Annotated in this window: 22 protein-coding genes and 1 pseudogene; 15 read left to right on the top strand and 8 right to left on the bottom strand. The window is 65.5% G+C overall.

Features of this window, described 5'->3' with window-relative positions:
• Nucleotides 1-4: 4 nt before the first annotated feature.
• Both ACTDXD_RS08210 and ACTDXD_RS08205 read right to left on the bottom strand, forming a co-directional pair.
• Nucleotides 5-994, bottom strand: coding sequence for an ABC transporter substrate-binding protein (locus ACTDXD_RS08210; protein WP_440126572.1), 990 nt, complete (start codon nucleotides 992-994; stop codon nucleotides 5-7).
• Nucleotides 995-1,060: 66 nt separating this feature from the next.
• Nucleotides 1,061-1,324: a hypothetical protein gene (locus ACTDXD_RS08205; RefSeq protein ID WP_440126571.1), complete on the bottom strand. Its 264-nt coding sequence runs from the start codon at nucleotides 1,322-1,324 to the stop codon at nucleotides 1,061-1,063.
• Between ACTDXD_RS08205 and ACTDXD_RS08200 the strand changes: the two are divergent.
• A pseudogene (locus ACTDXD_RS08200) lies at nucleotides 1,253-1,396 on the top strand (hypothetical protein); the annotation flags it as partial. The gene ACTDXD_RS08205 and the pseudogene ACTDXD_RS08200 sit on opposite strands and share 72 nt — an antisense overlap.
• Before the next feature lie 69 nt (nucleotides 1,397-1,465).
• On the opposite strand, the gene ACTDXD_RS08195 reads toward ACTDXD_RS08200, so the two are convergent.
• Nucleotides 1,466-2,245, bottom strand: a complete 780-nt coding sequence (locus ACTDXD_RS08195; RefSeq protein ID WP_440126570.1) for an ABC transporter permease — start codon at nucleotides 2,243-2,245, stop codon at nucleotides 1,466-1,468.
• A 19-nt stretch (nucleotides 2,246-2,264) separates the two neighbouring features.
• Nucleotides 2,265-3,266, bottom strand: a complete 1,002-nt coding sequence (locus ACTDXD_RS08190; RefSeq protein ID WP_440126569.1) for an ABC transporter ATP-binding protein — start codon at nucleotides 3,264-3,266, stop codon at nucleotides 2,265-2,267.
• A 91-nt stretch (nucleotides 3,267-3,357) separates the two neighbouring features.
• Between ACTDXD_RS08190 and ACTDXD_RS08185 the strand changes: the two genes are divergently transcribed.
• Nucleotides 3,358-3,987: a TetR/AcrR family transcriptional regulator gene (locus ACTDXD_RS08185; protein ID WP_440126568.1), complete on the top strand. Its 630-nt coding sequence runs from the start codon at nucleotides 3,358-3,360 to the stop codon at nucleotides 3,985-3,987.
• Nucleotides 3,988-4,059: 72 nt separating this feature from the next.
• Here ACTDXD_RS08185 and ACTDXD_RS08180 read toward each other — a convergent pair whose 3' ends face one another.
• Entirely contained in the window at nucleotides 4,060-4,722 is a 663-nt protein-coding gene (locus tag ACTDXD_RS08180; protein ID WP_440127586.1) for an IclR family transcriptional regulator, read from the bottom strand.
• 176 nt (nucleotides 4,723-4,898) lie between these two features.
• Between ACTDXD_RS08180 and ACTDXD_RS08175 the strand changes: the two genes are divergently transcribed.
• From ACTDXD_RS08175 to ACTDXD_RS08125, 11 genes are all read left to right on the top strand, one after another.
• Nucleotides 4,899-5,330, top strand: a complete 432-nt coding sequence (locus ACTDXD_RS08175) for a nuclear transport factor 2 family protein (RefSeq protein WP_440126567.1) — start codon at nucleotides 4,899-4,901, stop codon at nucleotides 5,328-5,330.
• A gap of 54 nt (nucleotides 5,331-5,384) precedes the next feature.
• On the top strand, nucleotides 5,385-6,215 hold the full coding sequence (locus ACTDXD_RS08170) for an SDR family NAD(P)-dependent oxidoreductase (protein ID WP_169690911.1): 831 nt from the start codon (nucleotides 5,385-5,387) through the stop codon (nucleotides 6,213-6,215).
• Nucleotides 6,208-7,005 carry an SDR family NAD(P)-dependent oxidoreductase gene (locus tag ACTDXD_RS08165; RefSeq protein WP_440126566.1) on the top strand — a complete coding sequence of 266 codons (798 nt, stop codon included), beginning with the start codon at nucleotides 6,208-6,210 and terminating at the stop codon, nucleotides 7,003-7,005. Before ACTDXD_RS08170 ends, ACTDXD_RS08165 begins: the two co-directional genes overlap by 8 nt.
• The gene (locus tag ACTDXD_RS08160) at nucleotides 7,002-8,462 is read left to right on the top strand and encodes an FAD-dependent oxidoreductase (RefSeq protein WP_440126565.1); all 1,461 of its coding nucleotides are present in this window, start codon (nucleotides 7,002-7,004) and stop codon (nucleotides 8,460-8,462) included. Before ACTDXD_RS08165 ends, ACTDXD_RS08160 begins: the two co-directional genes overlap by 4 nt.
• A 36-nt stretch (nucleotides 8,463-8,498) precedes the next feature.
• Nucleotides 8,499-9,830 carry an MFS transporter gene (locus ACTDXD_RS08155; RefSeq protein WP_440126564.1) on the top strand — a complete coding sequence of 444 codons (1,332 nt, stop codon included), beginning with the start codon at nucleotides 8,499-8,501 and terminating at the stop codon, nucleotides 9,828-9,830.
• Between the two features lie 110 nt (nucleotides 9,831-9,940).
• Entirely contained in the window at nucleotides 9,941-10,468 is a 528-nt protein-coding gene (locus ACTDXD_RS08150; RefSeq protein ID WP_440126563.1) for a MarR family winged helix-turn-helix transcriptional regulator, read from the top strand.
• 121 nt (nucleotides 10,469-10,589) lie between these two features.
• The gene (locus tag ACTDXD_RS08145; protein ID WP_440126562.1) at nucleotides 10,590-11,792 is read left to right on the top strand and encodes a homogentisate 1,2-dioxygenase; all 1,203 of its coding nucleotides are present in this window, start codon (nucleotides 10,590-10,592) and stop codon (nucleotides 11,790-11,792) included.
• Nucleotides 11,789-12,673 carry a hypothetical protein gene (locus ACTDXD_RS08140; RefSeq protein ID WP_440126561.1) on the top strand — a complete coding sequence of 295 codons (885 nt, stop codon included), beginning with the start codon at nucleotides 11,789-11,791 and terminating at the stop codon, nucleotides 12,671-12,673. Before ACTDXD_RS08145 ends, ACTDXD_RS08140 begins: the two co-directional genes overlap by 4 nt.
• Entirely contained in the window at nucleotides 12,670-13,860 is a 1,191-nt protein-coding gene (gene fahA / locus ACTDXD_RS08135; RefSeq protein ID WP_440126560.1) for a fumarylacetoacetase, read from the top strand. The genes ACTDXD_RS08140 and fahA overlap by 4 nt, the downstream gene beginning before the upstream one ends.
• On the top strand, nucleotides 13,857-14,615 hold the full coding sequence (locus ACTDXD_RS08130) for a CoA transferase subunit A (protein WP_440126559.1): 759 nt from the start codon (nucleotides 13,857-13,859) through the stop codon (nucleotides 14,613-14,615). The genes fahA and ACTDXD_RS08130 overlap by 4 nt, the downstream gene beginning before the upstream one ends.
• 2 nt (nucleotides 14,616-14,617) lie before the next feature.
• Nucleotides 14,618-15,265, top strand: coding sequence for a CoA transferase subunit B (locus tag ACTDXD_RS08125; RefSeq protein ID WP_440126558.1), 648 nt, complete (start codon nucleotides 14,618-14,620; stop codon nucleotides 15,263-15,265).
• Between the two features lie 60 nt (nucleotides 15,266-15,325).
• On the opposite strand, the gene ACTDXD_RS08120 is transcribed toward ACTDXD_RS08125, so the two are convergent.
• From ACTDXD_RS08120 to ACTDXD_RS08110, 3 genes are all read right to left on the bottom strand, one after another.
• Nucleotides 15,326-15,544: a helix-turn-helix domain-containing protein gene (locus ACTDXD_RS08120; RefSeq protein WP_440126557.1), complete on the bottom strand. Its 219-nt coding sequence runs from the start codon at nucleotides 15,542-15,544 to the stop codon at nucleotides 15,326-15,328.
• A complete protein-coding gene (locus ACTDXD_RS08115) occupies nucleotides 15,544-16,176 on the bottom strand; it encodes a hypothetical protein (RefSeq protein ID WP_440126556.1) in 633 nt (210 codons plus the stop codon). The genes ACTDXD_RS08120 and ACTDXD_RS08115 overlap by 1 nt, the downstream gene beginning before the upstream one ends.
• Before the next feature lie 166 nt (nucleotides 16,177-16,342).
• Complete coding sequence (locus tag ACTDXD_RS08110) at nucleotides 16,343-17,137, bottom strand: MOSC domain-containing protein (RefSeq protein WP_440126555.1); 795 nt, start codon at nucleotides 17,135-17,137, stop codon at nucleotides 16,343-16,345.
• Here ACTDXD_RS08110 and ACTDXD_RS08105 point away from each other — a divergent pair.
• A complete protein-coding gene (locus tag ACTDXD_RS08105; RefSeq protein WP_440126554.1) occupies nucleotides 17,136-18,134 on the top strand; it encodes an LLM class F420-dependent oxidoreductase in 999 nt (332 codons plus the stop codon). The genes ACTDXD_RS08110 and ACTDXD_RS08105 overlap by 2 nt on opposite strands.
• A 91-nt stretch (nucleotides 18,135-18,225) precedes the next feature.
• Nucleotides 18,226-19,122 (top strand): alpha/beta fold hydrolase, encoded by an 897-nt coding sequence (locus tag ACTDXD_RS08100; protein ID WP_440126553.1) that lies wholly within the window; start codon nucleotides 18,226-18,228, stop codon nucleotides 19,120-19,122.
• The last annotated feature ends 92 nt before the right edge of the window (nucleotides 19,123-19,214 follow it).

Below are 19,214 nucleotides of genomic sequence, written 5' to 3'. Positions count from 1 at the left end.
TCGCTCATTCCTCGACGGCAGGGACGACGGTCGCGGGATCGTCGTCGGTCGCCGCTACGAGCGACGGGAGTACTGCGTCGATCAGGTACGGCAGACTGAGTGGGCTCGCGAATCCGAGCGCCGCAGGCGCGGTGGTACCGAACTCGCCGAGGTAGACGGTACGGTCGGAACTCACCACGTCCAGCGATCGGAAGAGTTCGTCGTCTGCCAGCGTTTCGGCCGTCGCGCCCACGACGATGAGGTTTTCCTGGTCGAGCAGGTCGTAGCGTTCGGGGCCGACTTCGCCGGTGACCGCTGGGGTCGCGAAACCGAGATCGGAGAAGAACCGATTGCGCGGGTCCCCGGCCTCGAGGATGTAGAACGATCCGTCGTCCATGTGCAGCGCAACAGCGGCAGTACGACCCTCGAACCGGGGGTTGGCTTCCACCGCGTCTCTGAAATCCTGTTCGACGTCGGCGCGGAGTTGCTCGGCTTCTCCACGCGCGCCCATCGCGTCGCCGATCGCCGCGAGTTGTTCCTGCCACGACGGAGTGGAGGTGCCGTCGCTGGCTTCGAGATCGCCCACCATCGGTGCGATCTGGGACAGCGTGTCGTACTGGTCCGGTTCGAGCACCGAGTAGGTGCCGAGGATCAGGTCGGGATCGAGCGCGGCCACCTGCTCGGCGTTGACCTCGAGCCCGCCGACCTCGGGAATCTCCTGCCCGTCGAGCTGCTCCTGAGCCCACGGGCGGTTCTGATAGTCGAATCCCATGTATTCGCGGGTGCCCACCGGCACCTGGCCGAGTGCGAGGACGAAGTCTTGGTCGTTGAAGCCCACCGTCACGATCCGTTCGGGCTGTTCCTCGATGGTGACGGTGCCGTATTTGTCGGTGACCTCGACAGGAAAGGCGCCCTCCGCGCCGTTGCCCGACTCGGGGCCGGTCGATTCGTCCGAGGTTCCGCAGGCGGTCAGAACCAGTGCGGCAGCAGTGGTGAGTACGAGTGCGACGCGCATGCGCGATATCCCTTCGTCCGCAGATCGCGACATCATTCCGGATACGGGCAGCGTACTCATCGTGTCTCAGTGCAGGAGCTCTCCGAGAGATCTCGCTGATGCCGCCACCGCGGCACCGATCCGTGCTTCGTCGGTGGCATCGAAGACCGAGACACCTACCGCTGCCTGTGCCCCGCCGACGCGGCGAGGGACACCGGCGGAGATGCCGATGGTGGTGGAGACGACCTCGACGGATTCACCGCCGCCGCGGCCGAACGGATCACGGCCGCGCCGGTAGCGCACTTCGACGAGACCGGATTCCGCGCCGCCGGCAGGCTGCACTGGCTGCATTCGGCCTCGACGTCGTTGTTCACCCTGATGACCTGCCACCGTCGGCGCGGCCGCGAGGCGATGGACGCTACCGGGGTCCTGCCCGCGTTCACCGATGTCGCCGTGCACGACGCGTTGGCCTCGTACACACCTACCCGCAGTTCACTTCCGTCGCACCAGCGCACGCGTCGTGACCAGCAGGCCGAGCGCCGTCCAAAGCGCCAGAACAAGGAGGTCGCGTCCCTCGGCCGTGAAGACTTCGGACGCAATCCCGGCCCGCAAGAGATTTGCGGCGGGCTGGATGGGCAGGATGACGTGCAACGTTTGGAACCAGTCCGGCAGCTGGCTTGCCGGGAATGTGATCGGCGAGAACAGCAGGACGAAGAACACCAGCACCTGTGAAACGAGTTGAGCCAGCATCGAAGGCAAGGTCACCGCGATCGCGTGCCCCACGGCGGTGGCCATCGTCGTCACCAACAGCGAGGCAAGGATGAGCAACGGCCAGTCGAAGGAGAAGGTCAGGTCGTAGCGCACTGACGCTACGAGGAGCCCGATCGCTACCCCGGGTAGCGCGATGAGCGTCCACACCGTGAGGTCGACAATCAGCAGCAGCGGCCGCGAAACCGGTAGTGCGCGTTGATAGTCCAACGCGCCGGTAGCCCTGGCGCGGGAGACTCCCTGCGGAACGATGACCAGACCGATGGTCAGCAGCAGAATCGTCGGCGCGCCGGAGGACAGGAAAAGTGCGCTGTCGGGAGAGATGTCGGGAATCAGGAAGCCGAACCCGACGACGATCCCGGCGGCAAGCATGGATTGGATGATGACGATGAGCGGCAGCATCGCTCCGATCGATGCCAGTGACCAGCGCATCATGGTGCGAAAACTGTTCCACAGGCTCACCTGGACCGGAGCGATCGGCCCGAGTTGCAGATCGGGGGCCATCGTTGGGGCGGCGGTTGTCTCATGCATCGGTTGCCTCCTGGCCGGTCGGTGTGGCATTGGGGATGGTGTCGGTTGCACGGCCAGGTTGTGCTGTGAGGGCCAGGTACGCGTCCTCGAGTGTCGCCGGCGCGAGCGAGAAACCCTCGATCCGGTCGTTGGCGCGTTGGGCGGTGGCCCATGCGACGGCATTCGCCGCCTCGTCTGCAGCAACGGTGAGCAGTATGCGCCGTCCGGTTCTGACCCGGCGCAGCACCGGCAGGGGCAGGTCCTTCTCGGTCGGGTCCGTTCCGTCAGGCGTCAGCTGCAGTTCCAGGCGCAGGTCGCTGTCCTGGGTTCCCCTCAGACGCCCGGGCGATCCGTCGGCGACCAGCCGGCCTCGATTGAGGATGACCAGCTCGTCCACGATCCGCTCGGCCTCGGCGACGTTGTGAGTGACCAGCAGGACGCCGCTGCCAAGATCGCCGCGGCGGCGCACTGCATCCCAGAGCAGGCGCCGCCGGGAAGCGTCGATGTCATTGGTGGGTTCATCCAGGATGAGGAGCGGGGTGGGTTTCGCCACGGCCATGGCGAAACCCGTCAGTCGCCGGATCCCGCCGGACAGGCCGCCACCCTCGGGCAGGGCACGCTGGTCCAGCCAGGGGCCGATATCGAGCTCCTCGGCCAGGTCGGTGGCGACCGCACGGGCATCGCGGGATGAGAGCCCGCGGATGCGGCCTGCGATTTCGATCGCCGAACGCGGGGTGAGTCCGTCGATGGGTGCTTGTGCCTGCGGTTGCAGGGCCACGTGCCTGCGTGCGGCGCCCGGATTCTGCACAGCGTCGGTGTGTCCCACCCGGATCTCGCCGACGTCGGGTTTCAGCAGACCGACCACCTGGGAGACCAGCGTGGTCTTGCCCGCGCCGTTGTGGCCCAGCAGGCCCACGACTTCCCCGGAGCGGATGCGAAGTGAGATGTCGTCGTTCGCGGCGATGTGTCCATAGCGTCGCGTGAGACCGGTGATGCGCAATACGTCGGCATTCATACAGCTCCTCGGATACCGTCGGAATATCAATACTGACGGTATTGGGATACTGATGGTATGTCAATCGTGTCCGCGTTCTACTCTTGGAGGCATGACACAACTTCGCGTCCCACTCTCTCGGCGGGATCGACAGCAGCAGACGCGCGAGGCGCTGATCTTCGCGGCGCGCGGGGTGTTCGCAGAGGACGGCTATCACGCGGCGAGCCTGGATCGGATCGCGCGCGAGGCCGGGTTCTCGAAAGGCGCCGTGTACTCGAACTTCGACGGCAAGTCCGCCCTGTTCCTGGCAGTCATGGATCAGAACCTGGAGCTGGCAGGAGCCGACTCGAGAAATCCGTTCGAACAGCCGACCAACCCGGCCTCGACCGGCATGGAGCTGGCGGAACGAGAGGGCTACCCATTGCAGGCAACGCAGGGTTTCGCGCTGGCCACGCTGGAGTTCATCGCCAGCGCCGCCCGTGACGAGGCGCTCGCTCCGCAGCTGCATCAGCGCCTCACGGCAGTCCTCGGCCACTACGATGCGATTGCTCAGGAGGCCCGTCCCGAGGGAGAGGCGCTTGCTGTCTCGGATGTCGGCAAGCTACTGGCTGCGCTGGATCAAGGCGCCGGTCTGCTCCTGCTTGCCGGAGACCTCATGCCGGATGCCGCAGTTTTCAATGCAGGAATGCGCCGCCTGGTCGATCCGGCACGAGCCGCTACCGAGGGCGACTCGGAGGCGTGACGCTGGGCCATGCGGGGCACGCGTGCCCCGCAGCCCGACCGACAGTCGGACATCGCTGATGGTGGATACAGCTCAGCGCAGGATGTCCCCGAGTGATTTCGCTGCCGCCGCCACCGCTGCGCCGATCCGCTTCTCGTCGGCCGCGGTGAACACCGAGACGCCGACCGCGGCCTGCGCCCCTCCGGGGCGACCCCGTACGCCGGCGGAGATACCGATGGTGGTGGAGACGACCTCGCCCGCCGAGACCGCATAACCGAGCCGGCGTGCCTGCTCGACCTCAGGGCGCTCGTCCGGGGCAGGCGGTAGCGATGCCAGGATCGCAAGGCCTGCGGATCCGCGATCGACAGGATGGACCTGTCCGGGTCGAAAAGCGATGTGGACCTGTGATCGTCGCGGCTCGATCACCATCATTGCTCGGACGGTGGTATCCGATTCGCGGACGACGAGGTGCGCGGTGGCCTCCACGGTGTCGGCGAGATCCTCGAGGATCGGACGTGCGAGCGTGCGGAGATCCTGCTCGACGGATTCGGAGAGCGTGACCAATCCGGCTCCCAGTGAGATCCGCTTGTAATCGTCGCGTCGGCACAGCCGATGAGCCTCGAGGGTTCGGATCAATCGGTGGGCGACGGTTCGGTGGACACCGATGCCCTCGGCGATCTCGCTGACCGACAACCCGTTCGGGTGCGCTGCCAGCAGTTCGAGGATTTCGAGCCCGTTGTGCAAGGTCTTCGACATGCCCGAATCGGGTTCGACTCGCGGCAAGTCGATCCCTCGTGTAGGCGCAGCCTCATCCTGCATTTGGGTCATCTTTCCCGGTACCTCCTTGACGTCTGTGAACTGTAACACCTAGCATTACCATTAATCGCACATTGAGTGCGATTATCGCACAGATACGAATGGGTTCCCACTACATGACACGCATTGACAACGGTGTCGACGCGGCGCTGCTCGCGCAGATCCACCAGCTCTACGGACGGCAGAGCCATCTCATCGACGGTGGCTCGGCGCGGGCGTGGGCGGAGACGTTCACACCCGACGGTGAGTTCTGCTCGCCGAGCTATCCGGCACCCGTCTGCGGCACGGACGACCTCGAAGCATTCGCCGGCCGCTTCTACGTCACGGCTGCCGAGGCCGGCGAGGTGCATCGCCACGTCGTCACCAACGTGGCCGTCGACCGAGTCGACGACGACACCCTGCGTGCCCGGGCGTACCTGCAGATCGTCGCCACCGCGCGCGGCGGACAATCGCGGCTCGTTCGATTCACCACGATCGACGACCTGCTCGTACAACTCGAGGGCTCGTGGCTCATCCACCGCCGCACCGTTACTCGCGACGACGCCTGAGTCACTGCGTCGCCGGCACCGTTTTCAGATTCGCACCAACGGAGGAATTCCCTTATGTCCGCTGATACCCAGAACCCGGGTCGCACCGTCACCGCGCAGATCGTCGCGCAGTACCCGGAAATGGCAGGCAAGGTCGCTGTCGTCACCGGTGCCGCACGCGGAATGGGCGCGCAGTTCGCCCGCGGACTCGCGTCGCGCGGCGTCAACGTCGTCGGCGGCGACATAAACGACGTCCAGATGAAGGAGACCGCCGAGCAGATCAATGCCGAACTCGCAGCCGAGTCCCTCGCCGCGACCCCCGGCATCGTGGTCGGTGCGCGCATCGACGTCACCGACCCGGCCGAGCACGAGGCGCTCGCTCAGGTTGCGCTGCAGGAATTCGGCTGGATCGACTTCTGGATCAACAACGCGGGCATCTTCCCGTTCGCGCTCGCCGACGAGATCTCGAAGGAGCAGATCTCGGCAACGCTCGACGTCAACGTCGAGGGTGTGCTCTTCGGTGCGCAGGCCGCGGCGCGGCACATGCAGCCGGGCAGCGCGATCGTCAACATGTCGTCGGTGTCGGCGTTGCGCGTGCGCAAGGGTCGCGGTGCCTACTGCGCGTCGAAGGCTGCCGTCGCGCACCTCACCGAGTCGCTCGCAGTCGAATTCGGCGACAAGGGAATTCGTGTCAACTCGATCGCTCCGGGCTACATCGACACCGAGATGACCCGCTGGGTGCAGGAGGATCCGGCAGCGCTGAAGCACGCACTCGACGTCGTGCCGCTGCACCGTCTGGGCTCGCCGGAAGAGGTCTTCGGGCCGCTGCTGTTCCTGCTGTCCGACAGCGCCCGCTACGTCACGGGCCACTCGATCGCGGTCGACGGTGGCTCACGCCATGTCTGATCCGGTCCTGGAAACCGTGACGTACCCGTCGGTCGTCCTCATCACCGGAGCAGCTGCGGGCATGGGTGCCAACCACTCCCGTGTGCTCGCGGCTCGCGGCGCCCATGTGTGCCTGGCCGACGTGGCGGATACCTCGGCGGTCGTCGAGGAGATCGAAACTGCGGGAGGCTCGGCGTCGGCCCACACACTCGACGTCGCCGACCCGGCATCGTGGGCCCGGGTGGTGGACGAGATCCGTTCACGCAAGGGCACACTCGACGGACTGGTCAACAACGCGGGGATCTCGCGGCGGCTCGAGTTCATGGACACCCCGGACGACGTCTGGGAAGCCACGATGCGCATCAATCTGTTCGGTCCCTTCTACGGGATGAAGGCTGTAGCACCCCTCATGCGCGACAGCGGCGGTGGATCCATCGTCAACATCTCCTCGATTTCCGGGCAGATCGGTTACTTCTCCCCGGCCTACTCTTCGAGCAAATGGGGAGTGCGGGGCCTGTCCAAATCGGCCGCAGGCAACTTCGCGAAGTGGGGAATCCGAGTGAACTCGGTGCATCCAGGGCTCGTCGGAACGTCGCTGCTGGGAGGTGCCGACGCGTTCGTCGGCGCCGCGCTGGATAGCGTTCCGTTCGGGCGGATGGCGACGGTCGACGAGGTCACCGACGCTGTCATGTTCCTGCTGTCCGACCGGTCCACCTACATGACCGGCAGTGAAGTCACCGTCGACGGCGGAATGACCTCCAACGGCCTCTACCACCGCATCATCGCGGAGACGGGAGATCAACTGTCATGAGCGACGACATCATCGACGTCGTGGTGATCGGCGGCGGCGGGGCAGGGCTCGCAGCGGCGGTATCTGCCGCCGAGGCAGGGGCGAGTGTTCTGCTGTTCGAATCCGAAACCGAACTGGGCGGGTCGACGCAGTTGTCGGCCGGGCTCTTCACGGCGGCGGGAACCAGCGTGCAGGCCGGTCTCGGCATCGAGGACTCCGCCGACAAGTTCTTCCAGCATTACATGGATCTCAACCACTGGATCCTCGCGCCGGGCCTGGTTCGGGCGTTCTGCGAGAACGCAGGCCCCACCCTCGAGTGGCTCCTGGAACTCGGGGTGGAGATCCCTGCGCGGGTGTCGTCGAATGCGCACATGCCGGGTCTGTGCCAGGCCGGTGTGGAGGACGTGTGGCGCGGCCATGTGCCGAAGGACCAGGGATACGGGCTTGTGCAGACACTCGATCGAGCGCGTCGCTCGCACGGGGTCGAGGCGATCCTCGGCACCCGGGTGCAGCGTCTGCTCGTCGAGGACGGCCGGGTCGTCGGTGTTGTCGCCGACGACATCGAGGTACGGGCCCACGCGGTCGTCGTCGCCTCGGGAGGATTTGCGCAGAACCCGGAATTGCTCGAGCAGTACTATCCGTATCCTCTCGCCGCACGCGATTCGTTGTTCGTCGTCGCCGCGGCCGGCAGCCGAGGCGATCACTTCGGGTTCGGCGAGCAGGTCGACTCCGCGGTTGTCGGCGAGAACTGGGGCTTGACCATGCCCACCGCCTATTTCCAGCGTTACCACCACTGGCAGGCGGGTTTCCCGCCCAAGTCGCGGATCTACGTCAACAAGGCGGGGCGCCGGTTCATGGACGAGGACGCGTCCTATGCCGTGTCCGGCGGCCTGATGGACGCGCAGGACGGGCCCGTGTGGGCGATCTTCGATGAGAAGGCGCGCACCGAGCTTCCCGCCGGTTACGCGGACTGGGATGCCGACCGCATCGCAGCGGAAGCCGACGCGGGGCGTACTGTGCGCGCCGACACCCTCGAGGGCCTCGCAAAGCTGATCGACGTACCTGGTGCTGCGTTGGTGGCCACGGTGGACCGGTGGAACGCCCAGCTTCCCCACGGTGTGGACGACGATTTCCTTCGTCACCGGACACTTGCGAACAAGGGCTCGACCTCCGCCCCCGACCCGGTCGCTCGCGGACCGTTCTACGCGGTGCGTATGCTGCCCGCCGAACTGGTCTGTACGCACGCGGGGCTCGAGATCAATCAGAACGCCGAAGTTCTCGACACGATCGGGAACGTCGTCCCCGGCCTGTATGCGGCCGGAGAAGCGGGAGCCGGGATCCTCGGCCTCCGCTATGTGGGTGGCGGAAACGCCGTCGCCAACGCATTGACCATGGGGCGCATCGCCGGCCGCAACGCGGCACGGGCGTCCTCCGTCGGCTCCACGCCGCCGTCTGAACTCGGGACAGCCGGCGTCTGACGCCCGCCTGTCCCCCCGAACCACTAAGGACACACCATGCTTGGATCCGACGCGGCAACGGCCGCGGAAAGGCCGCCGCACGCAGACCCCGCACCGAAGACGCAGTCGACGGCCACGGTCATCCGCGCGGCGGTCGTGGGCACCATCGTCGAGTACTACGACTTCGGTATCTACGGCTACATGGCAACGATGGTTGCCACGCTGTTCTTCGTCTCGGAGAACGACACGGCCGCTCTGCTGGGGACCTTCGCAGCCTTCGCGGTGGCCTTCTTCCTGCGGGTGCCCGGCGGCATCGTCTTCGGTCACATCGGCGACAGGTACGGACGTAAGACCGCCCTGTCGTGGACCATCCTGCTGATGGTGGTGGCGACGGCGGCCATGGGCCTGATGCCCACCTACGCCACCCTCGGCGTGTGGGCAACCGTCCTGCTCGTACTGGCCCGCTGTCTGCAGGGCTTCGCAGCGGGTGGTGAGCTCGGAGGTGCCAACGCGTTCGTGTCCGAGTCCGCGCCGGCACGGTGGCGTGCGACGCAGACCTCGATGGTCAACTCCGGCACGTACCTCGGTTCACTGATGGCATCTCTCGTCGCACTCGGTATCACGTCGACCTTCTCGGAGGAGCAGATCCTCGAGTGGGCTTGGCGCATCCCGTTCCTGCTCAGTGTCGTGATCGGTGTCATCGGTGTCTGGATCCGTAATCACCTCGAGGACACCCCGCAGTTCGAGGAGATGGCGGAGAATGGCGAAACGAAGAAGCTGCCCGTCGTGGAACTCCTGAAGACGTCGGGCGGAAGCGTCGTCAAGATCATCATGCTCGGGGCACTCATCGTCGGCGGCTATTACGTCGCGTCTGTCTACGCGGCGACGTACTTGCAGACCGAAGGTGGACAGACGTCGTCGGCGGCGTTCCTGTCGACGTCCCTCGCGCTGGTCCTGGGCGTGATCACCCTGCCGATCTCCGGTTACATGGCCGACAAGTACGGACGTAAGCCGGTGTTGTTCGCCGGTAGCCTCGCTGCGGCGGTGCTCGGCGTCCCGATGTTCATGCTGATGGCGGGCGGAACCCTGTGGCAGGCCGTTCTCGGTCAGTCGGTGTTGTTCATCTGTGTGTCGGTCGTCAACGGCGCCTCCTTCGTCGTCTATGTCGAGATGCTGAAGGCGTCGGTGCGGTACAGCGGTATCGCACTCGGTAACAACGTCACGAACATGTGCCTGGGCGGCACCGCACCGTTCATCGCCACGTGGCTGATCGATGTCACCGGGAACTCGCTGGCTCCGGCCGGGTACTTCGTGTTCACGGCGCTACTGACCTTGGTGGCGGTCTTCCTCATCAAGGAGACCAAGGGCATCGAGTTGCCGACCGACTGACGTCGGACATGTTCCGAGCGAGCGCCGGCACCCGATGTGGGTGTCGGCGCTCGTTGTTCAGCAGATGATAAATGTGTGAACAAGCTCGCGGTCTGCGGTACTGTGGCCGCATGTCCGCACCCCGCGACCTCGACTACTGGTCCTTCGTCGAACTCGCGCAGGAGCGTCTGAACAGCAAGTTCGGCGACCATCACCGCAGCGCGACCGAAGTGTTGCTCACGTTGAACCGGGCGTCGGACATCGTCACCTACGACCTCGAATCGAGCGTGCACCGCCCGCGCGGACGCTCGTGGTCGGCGTATCGCCTGATGTTCGTGATCTGGCTGGCCGGTCCCATCGAGCCGAACGTGGCGGCGAGGCTGACCGGGATGAGTCGTGCGGCCGTGTCGAATCTCGCTAAACCACTGGTCGAAGCCAATGTTCTGGAGAAGACGCCCGTCAGCCACGATGCGCGTTCGGTGCAGCTGTCGCTGACCAAGGCCGGCGAGAAGGAAATCGTCGAGGCCTTCGGTGCGCAGAACGAGCGCGAACTCGCGTGGGTGGACGTCCTCAGCGACGCTGAGCAGCAGATTCTCGTGATGCTGCTGAACAAGCTCATCACCAACCGGAGCCAGTTCGACGTGCGCGGACGCAACTGATTCACGACAACTCGATCCCTGTGGTTGCGCTCACGCTCTCCAATTAGTTAATGTATTTACTAACCCCGGCGGCGGCAGAGACCCCGCGCAGCCCGATTCATCATTTCCGAGGAGCTGAACTATGGCTTTCTACCGACAGCTCGGCGTCATCCCGCCCAAGCGTCACACCCAGCACCGCGACGACAACGGCAACCTCTACTACGAGGAGCTGATGGGTGAGGAAGGTTTCTCGTCGGACTCCGCGCTGCTGTACCACAAGTACATTCCGTCGGCGATCGTGGACGCCACCGAGTGGAAGGTCCCGGACCAGACCACGACGCCGAACCATCCGCTCAAGCCGCGGCACCTGAAGCTGCACGATCTGTTCCCGGAGAGCGTCTGGAACGACACCGATGTCGTCACCGGCCGCCGCATGATCCTCGGCAACTCCGACGTGCGCATCTCGTACGCCGTGTCCAAGAAGCCGTCGCCGCTCTACCGCAACGTGGTGGGTGACGAAATGGTCTACGTCGAGTCGGGCACCGCGAACGTCGAAACCGTGTTCGGCACGCTCGAGGCCGAGCCCGGCGACTACGTGCTGCTGCCCATGGCCACCACGCACCGCTGGGTACCGACGGGCGACGAGCCACTGCGCGCCTACACGATCGAGGCAAACAGCCACATCGTGCCGCCGAAGCGCTACCTGTCGAAGTTCGGCCAGTTCCTCGAGAATGCCCCCTTCTGCGAACGCGACCTGCACGGCCCCACCGAGCCGCTGATCGTCGAGGAGGAAAATGTCGAGGTGCTCGTCAAGCACCGCACCTCCCACGGCATCGTCGGTACCCGCTACCTCATGCCGAACCATCCGTTCGACGTCGTCGGATGGGATGGCTGCCTGTACCCGTACACGTTCTCGATCCACGACTACGAGCCGATCACCGGCCGGGTGCACCAGCCGCCGCCGGCGCACCAGTCGTTCGAGGGCAACAACTTCGTGATCTGCAACTTCGTTCCCCGCAAGGTGGATTACCACCCGCTGTCGATCCCGGTGCCCTACTACCACTCGAACGTCGACTCCGACGAGGTCATGTTCTACGTGGGTGGCGACTACGAGGCCCGTAAGGGTTCGGGTATCGGACAGGGTTCCATCTCGGTCCATCCCGGCGGCCACGCTCACGGCCCGCAGCCCGGTGCGTACGAACGCAGCATCGGGGCCGAGTTCTTCGACGAACTCGCTGTCATGGTCGACACCTTCCGCCCCCTCGAACTCGGCGAAGGCGCCCTCGCGTGCGAGGACGCCGCGTATGCCGGCAGCTGGAACCGCAACAGGGAGGCATCCAAGTGACAACATTCGGCCCTCTGCTCACGCAGTTGTGTGACGACGCCGCACTCTTCCCACCTGGAAATGCCCCGATCGCGGACGCGGTCCCTGCGCACGCCGTCCACACTGCTGCCGATCACGCGCCGCTCGTCGGGTCGTTCGTGTTCCCCGCCGGGCGTCTCGGTGAGCTCGCCGAGCTGCTCGCGCAGGAGCCGTATACCGGAGAGCTCGAGCTGAGCCTGACGGTGCCCGCCGGCACCGATGCGGTCGCACCCGCCCTGGCGAAGGCCGCGACACTCGATTCCGTGTCTGTCACTGCTCTCGAGATCGCCGTCCCCGCTGAACAGACGGTCGACGAACTCTTTGCCGCGCTCGGCGAGATCTCTTCGGCCAACCCGGAACTCAGCGTATTCGTCGAGGTGCCCCGCGACGAGCGTCGCCCGGACATCCTGGCTCGCCTCGCACAGACGCCGTACTCGGCGAAGTTCCGTACCGGAGGCATCGTTGCCGAGGCATACCCGGACGAAGCGGAATTGGCCGACGCGATCCGCACGGTTGTGTCCTCGGGTGTGCCGTTCAAGGCCACCGCGGGACTGCATCACGCGGTGCGCAACACCGACCCCGAAACCGGTTTCGAGCAGCACGGCTTCCTGAACATCCTTGCTGCGGTCGCCGTAGCGCTGGGCGGCGGAGACAACGCAGCCATCGCCGAGGTGCTCGCCGACCGTGACGGTGCCGCGCTTGCGTCACGCCTGAAGAACCTGTCCGAGGAGCGCGCCGCCGAGGTACGCAGCATGTTCCGCTCGTACGGAACCTGCAGTATCGCCGACCCGCTCACCGACCTGCTCGACCTCGGCCTCGCACCGTCGACCGTATCCCCGATCAGCGAAGGAACGCACGAATGACCACCATTGCAATCCCGGACGACTCGCTCTTCGGACCCGACAACCTGCCCTACGGCATCTTCTCCACCGCTGATTCGGAGCCGCGTGTCGGTGTGCGCGTGGGGGATTCGGTTCTCGACCTGAGTCGCGTGTTCGAAGACGATGTTGTCTTCGCCGAGCCGACCCTCAACGCCTTCATGGCACAGGGACGTGCGCGCTGGGACGAGGTGCGCGCCACCATCAAGCAGACGATCGCCGGCGATATTGCCGACGACGCCGTCTTCCCGGTTACCGACGTCACGCTGCACATGCCGATCGAGGTCGCCGACTACGTCGATTTCTATGCGTCGGAGAATCACGCATCGAACCTGGGCCGGTTGTTCCGTCCCCAGAACCCCGACCCGCTCATGCCGAACTGGAAGCACCTGCCGGTCGGCTACCACGGTCGCTCGTCGACCGTCGTGACCTCGGGTGTCGATATCGTGCGTCCGTGCGGTCAGCGCAAGGGCCCGAATGACGAAGCGCCCGTGTACGGCCCGTCGATCCGGCTCGACATCGAAGCCGAGATGGGCTTCATCGTCGGTACAGGCTCGAAGATGGGCGAACAGATCGCTCCCGACGACTTCGCCGAGCATTGCTTCGGTGCCGTGATCCTCAACGACTGGTCGGCACGCGACATCCAGGCATGGGAGTACGTGCCGCTCGGACCGAACCTCGGCAAGTCGTTCGCGACGTCGATCTCACCGTGGGTCGTGCCGATCGCCGCGCTCGAGGCCGCGCGCATCGACACCCCGGTTCAGGACCCCGAACCGCTGCCGTACCTGAAAGGCGCCGAGAAGTGGGGGCTGGACATCGATCTCGCGGTCGAGTGGAACGGACACATCGTGTCGCGGCCGCCGTATGCGCAGATGTACTGGTCGCCCGCGCAGATGCTTGCGCACACCGCGGTCAACGGTGCCGCGACCCGCACCGGCGACCTGTTCGGCTCCGGCACCATCTCCGGCACGGAGAAGGATCAACGCGGTGCGTTCATCGAACTCACCTGGGGCGGAGCAGAACCCGTCCAGGTCGGTGACGAGACTCGCACCTTCCTCGAGGATGGCGACGAAATCTCCATCTCCGCTACCGCTCCTGGACCGAACGGTTCGCGTATCGGTTTCGGTGAGGTGCGCAACCGCATCCTGCCCGCCACAGGGGACAGCAAGTGAGCAAGGTTTTCGCTACCGCGGACGACGCGGTCGCCGATATCCCCTCGGGTGCGTCGCTCGCCGTCGGCGGCTTCGGTTTGTCGGGTATCCCCGATGAGCTGATCAAGGCGATCGCTGCGGGTGACGCCACCGACTTCGAGGTGTTCTCCAACAACTGCGGCGTCGACGGGCACGGACTCGGAATTCTTCTCGGCGAGAAGCGGATCAGCCGGGTCACCGCGTCGTACGTCGGTGAGAACAAGGAGTTCGCGCGGCAGTATCTCTCGGGTGAGCTCGAGGTCGAGCTGACACCGCAAGGCACCCTGGCCGAGAAGCTCCGTGCCGGTGGTGCCGGGATTCCGGCGTTCTTCACTCCCGCGGGGGTCGGCACGCCGATCTCCGAGGGTGGTCTGCCGTGGCGGTACGCGGCCGACGGCTCCGTGGAGATTGCGTCGCCCGCGAAGGAGATCCGCGAGTTCCGCGGCAAGCGGTACGTGCTCGAAGAGTCGATCAACGCGGATTATTCGCTGGTGCACGCGCTCAAGGGCGACACCGAGGGCAACCTGGTGTTCAACAAGGCTGCGATGAACTTCAATCCGCTGGCGGCGATGGCGGGCAAGGTGTGCATCGTGCAGGTCGAGGAGCTCGTCGAACCGGGTGAGATCGATCCGGCGCAGGTGCATCTTCCGGGGGTCTTCGTCAGCCGCATCGTCCATACGGGTATGCAGGACAAGCAGATCGAGAAGCGCACCGTCAGCGCCGGAAAGGTGGTCTGAGCATGACTGCTGTTGTGGAGACGCTCGGCTGGTCGCGTACCGAGATGGCGGCGCGTGCAGCGCAAGAACTGTCGCCGGGCGAGTACGTCAACCTCGGTATCGGCCTGCCGACCCTGATCCCGAATTACCTGCCCGAAGGTGTGCGGGTGACTCTGCATTCGGAGAACGGGATTTTGGGCACCGGCCGGTATCCGACCGAGGACGAGATCGACCCGGATCTGATCAATGCGGGCAAGGAGACCGTGACGGTCAACCCTGGTGCCGCGTTCTTCGATTCGTCGTTGAGCTTCGGCATGATCCGTGGCGGCCACATCGACACTGCCGTGCTCGGTGGTATGCAGGTCTCGGCCACCGGTGATCTGGCGAACTGGATGGTGCCGGGCAAGATGGTCAAGGGCATGGGCGGTGCGATGGATCTGGTGCACGGTGCCCGCAAGGTGATCGTGCTGATGGAGCACACCGACAAGCAGGGTAATCCGAAGCTCGTCGAGAAGTGCTCGCTTCCGCTGACGGGTGAGGGTGTGGTGCAGCGGATCATCACCAATCTTGCCGTCATCGACGTGACAGACAATGGTCTGGCCCTGCGTGAGTGCGCGCCGGGCGTGACCGAAGAGCAGGTCCGTGCAGCAACAGGAGCGCCCCTGGCTTGATAGCCGGACCACGCAGCGATGCCCGGGACCCACAAGGTCCCGGGCATCGCCGTGTGTACGTCACTCGACCGAAAGTAGCTCTCCCACAGAACAGTTCAGAACCCTGCAGAGTGCGGTGAGAGTCGAGAAGCGAATGGCGCGCGCCCGCCCGTTCTTGAGCACAGAGAGATTGACGACGCTCACCCCCACCTCGTCGGCCAACTGCGCCAACGTCATACCTCGGTCGGCGAGCAGTGTGTCGAGGTGGCAGCGGACGGCATGCTCTGTTTCGGGGGGCATCAGATGAGGCCCTCGTTGTCCCGGGCCATGCGGCTTCCGATGCGCAGCGCGATGGCCACTGCCGAGAGCGCCATGCAAAACACGTAGCCGTACCAGAATTCAGGCCCGAGCCCTGCGAAGTCGAGCATGTCCCGAGCCTCCACATCGCGCAGCAACATGTTGGTGCCGAGAGTCCGGGGCATCTGAGGAACGAGGATCGCGGCGATTCCGGTGAGGGACGCGATCCAGACGAGTCGAACTGCGAGACGGTCGAACATCCGGCCCCGCACGAACCGCGCCACCATCCAGCTCAGAAGCGCCAGTATGGCCAGATAGCCGAGCGTCTGCAGTCCCTCTGCACTGCGGAGGAAGCCCACGGTGACGGGGGAGAGCGCGTCGGTCGGCACTTCGAGGGTGGACGGGGACCCCAGTTGCATCGCGACACCCCCTAGCGATGTGAGGGTCTGGGGTTCATCGAACTCGACACGCGCTGTGACGATCCCGGCGTTCAGTTCGTGGAGTAGCCGGGTGACGTAGGTGTAGAGGACGACGCCGCCGGTGAGGGCGAAGACCGCGATCGACGCCCACAGGTCGCGGCGATCCTTCTTCGACGTGTCGGTGGGGGTGATCGGTCCGGTGTCGGTCGTGTCCATGTCGTCTCCCATGCCTCTCGGCGGACGTATCGATAAACGATGTATCGATAATCGTTATACCCATCGACAAACGATATGTCCAGCCTCGTGGTTCACCACTGCGACATCTGCAGACAGAAACAACCCGGCCGTCGGCGGTTTCTGTCTCGAAAATGCGCGCCTGGGCTCAGGCGGCCGTAATCTCCACCGGATCGCCGCAGCGCACGGTGCCCGTCTCGCGGACCTGCGCATACACGCCGATGCACGGCGCTTCCTTGCCGCCTTCGCGGGTCATTACGCGATTGCGTGACATGACGGTGCGCAGCATCTCGCGCCGAGCCGGGATCTCCTGATGGTCCAGGGTCACCATCACGCACCGATCCGTACGCTTGTTCGGTTCGATGACGACGTCACCGAGCGCGAGCCGAACAGCCAGCCAGTCGTTCTCGACGAACCCGTCCATGCCTTCGGTGTCGACGACGATCGTGGGACGGAACCGGCGGACTGCGACATCGAACGGGTCGCCGGTCTCCAGCGCGTCGACCGACGACGTCGTGAGCACATGAAGATGGGCCGCGTCGTAGGTACGGGCTCTGCCTTCGAGCCGGACGGCGTGCCCCGTCAGATCCGACAACATAACATCGACGCCCTGGTCGTCGCCGCTCACCACGGTGCCGTCGGGGAAGGTCAGCTCCAGCGACGCCGGGTCGCGCGGCTCGGTGTCGTCCGTCAGCCGTGCGCCGCACGTCAGCAGCACCCCGAACCGACGGAACTTCTTCGCAGTCGCCACTGCTCCGGACTCGGCGTCGACGACCGCCCACACGTGATCGCCGCGCAGGCCGTCGGCTTCGATGGTCGCCGCTGCCAGCTGTTCGCCGCCGAACGACTTGACCGGATACCGCCACAGCTGACCGATACGCACAAATCCCCAGCATACGGATGCGGTGTGACCCGCGGGAACGTGCTCTAGGGTGACGGCCATGACGGATACCGAGCAAGCGAACGAAGCGACGGGACGTGCCACACGACGGTGGGGGCTGACAGTTCCCCTCGACGGCATCCCCCTGGCCGATCAGCGCAGTCTCATCGAAGAACTTCCCGACCTCGGCTACACCGACGTGTGGTCGTCCGAAGCGAATGTGGCCGACGCGTTCACGCCGCTCGCACTTGCGAGTGCGTGGGCGCCCACGTTGCGGCTCGGTACCGCCATCGTTCCCGTCTACACCCGAGGCCCGGCCACACTCGCGATGTCGGCCGCGACCCTGGCTTCCGCTGCTCCGGGCCGGTTCGTGCTCGGCGTCGGCACGTCGTCGAACGTCATCGTCGAGAAATGGAACGGCATCCCCTTCGACGAGCCCTACAAGCGCGCCCGCGACACACTGCGTTTCTTGAAGTCGGCATTGGCCGGTGACAAGGTGACCCAGCAATACGACACCTTCTCTGTCGACGGGTTCCGCGCCGGTATGGTCGCGGACCCCGCTCCGCCCGTGCTGCTCGCGGCACTGCGACCGGGAATGCTGCGGCTCGCCGGACGGGAAGCCGACGGGGCGATCGTCAACTGGCTGTCGGCGGACGACGTCCGCACTGTCGCGCCTTACGTCCACGAAGGCGGTGAGGGCAAGGAGATCGTCGCCCGGATCTTCGTGCTCCCCGGATACGACACCGACACCGCCCGTGCGATGGGCCGGCGCATGATCGCCGCATACATGAACGTGCCCGTCTACCGGGCGTTCCACGAATTCCTCGGACGGTCCGACGAGTTCGAAGGCATGTGGAGGTTGTGGGCGGAAGGCGATCGTAAGGCCGCGCTCGACGCGATCCCCGACAGCGTCGTCGACGATCTCATCGTGCATGGACATCCGGATGCATGCCGTGAGCACATCGAGCGGTACACGGAGGCGGGGGTGACCACGCCGGCGATCCTGCTCGTCGCGCCCGGTGATCCGACACCGATGGTGAGGGCGCTCGCACCGCGCTGACGTCCTTGCGAGTAGTCACGATCCGGTTGCGGCGGTTAACGGAAGGGAACGCGGAGACGAATAATCGGGCAGGTCTCTGCAAGGAGTGTTCATGCCCGATTCACCTTCCCGGTTCACCGTCGCGGCCGACGACGGTGTGCCGCTCGTCGCGTATGTGGATGGTCCGGCCGATGCCGAGCTCACGGTTGTGTTCGTTCACGGCCATTGCCAGGACTCGTCGTGCTGGGACGGTGTCGGAAACCGATTGGGTGCGCCCGGGATCCGGACGGTGAGCTACGACCAGCGTGGCCACGGCCGCTCCGGGATCGGCGACGTCGAGTCGTTCACCTTCGACCAGTTGGCGCGCGACCTCGACTCGGTGCTTCGTGCGCTGGTGCCGCGTGGTCCCGTGGTATTGGCCGGATACTCGATGGGCGGCATGGTGTCGCTGGCCTACGCCCGGCTGCACCCAGGTTCGATCGGAACCCGGATCGCGGGTTTCGCATTGGTGTCGACCGCCGCGGGTGGACTTACCGACGGAGGCGTCGGCCGGTACCTGACGCATCCTGCCGCGTCTTTCCTGCATCGCGCGGTACTGCGCGCGCCACGAACCATGGAACGGTCGAAGCGCGCAGGCGGCGCGGTGTGCACGATGCTCGGGCGTCGCCGTCCGGCGGAATCGTGGCTGCGCATGCTCGGAATGGTGCTGGCGAACGAGACATCGGTCGTCACCTGGTCGCGGCTGTTGGCGGCGTTCGCGGTGCTCGACGAATTCGATGCAATCGGTGCACTCACCGGCGTCCCCGTCGTGGTGGCGGCGGGGACGGCGGATCGGTTCGTGCCCATCGCACATTCGGAAATGATCGCCTCACACCTGCCCGGAGCCGAGTTGGTCCGGATCCCAGGCGCGGGACACCGCGTGCTTTCCGAGAGCGCCGGCATGGTCGCCGGGGCTCTCGACAGCCTGCTCGAGCGGGTTCGCAACGCTACGCTCTTTGCTACAGGTTGACGTGGATGACCCGCACCCCGACCGGGTTCATCGCCGGGATCGGCTACGGACAGCGATGTGTTCGACGCCGCGCTCCTACCTATCGGGAGGAG

The organism is Rhodococcus sp. SJ-3 (assembly GCF_051918125.1).
In the GTDB taxonomy this organism is placed as follows: Bacteria; Actinomycetota; Actinomycetes; order Mycobacteriales; family Mycobacteriaceae; genus Rhodococcus.
Note: the sequence above shows the minus strand (reverse complement) of the source record. Positions and strands in the feature narration are given on the sequence as shown.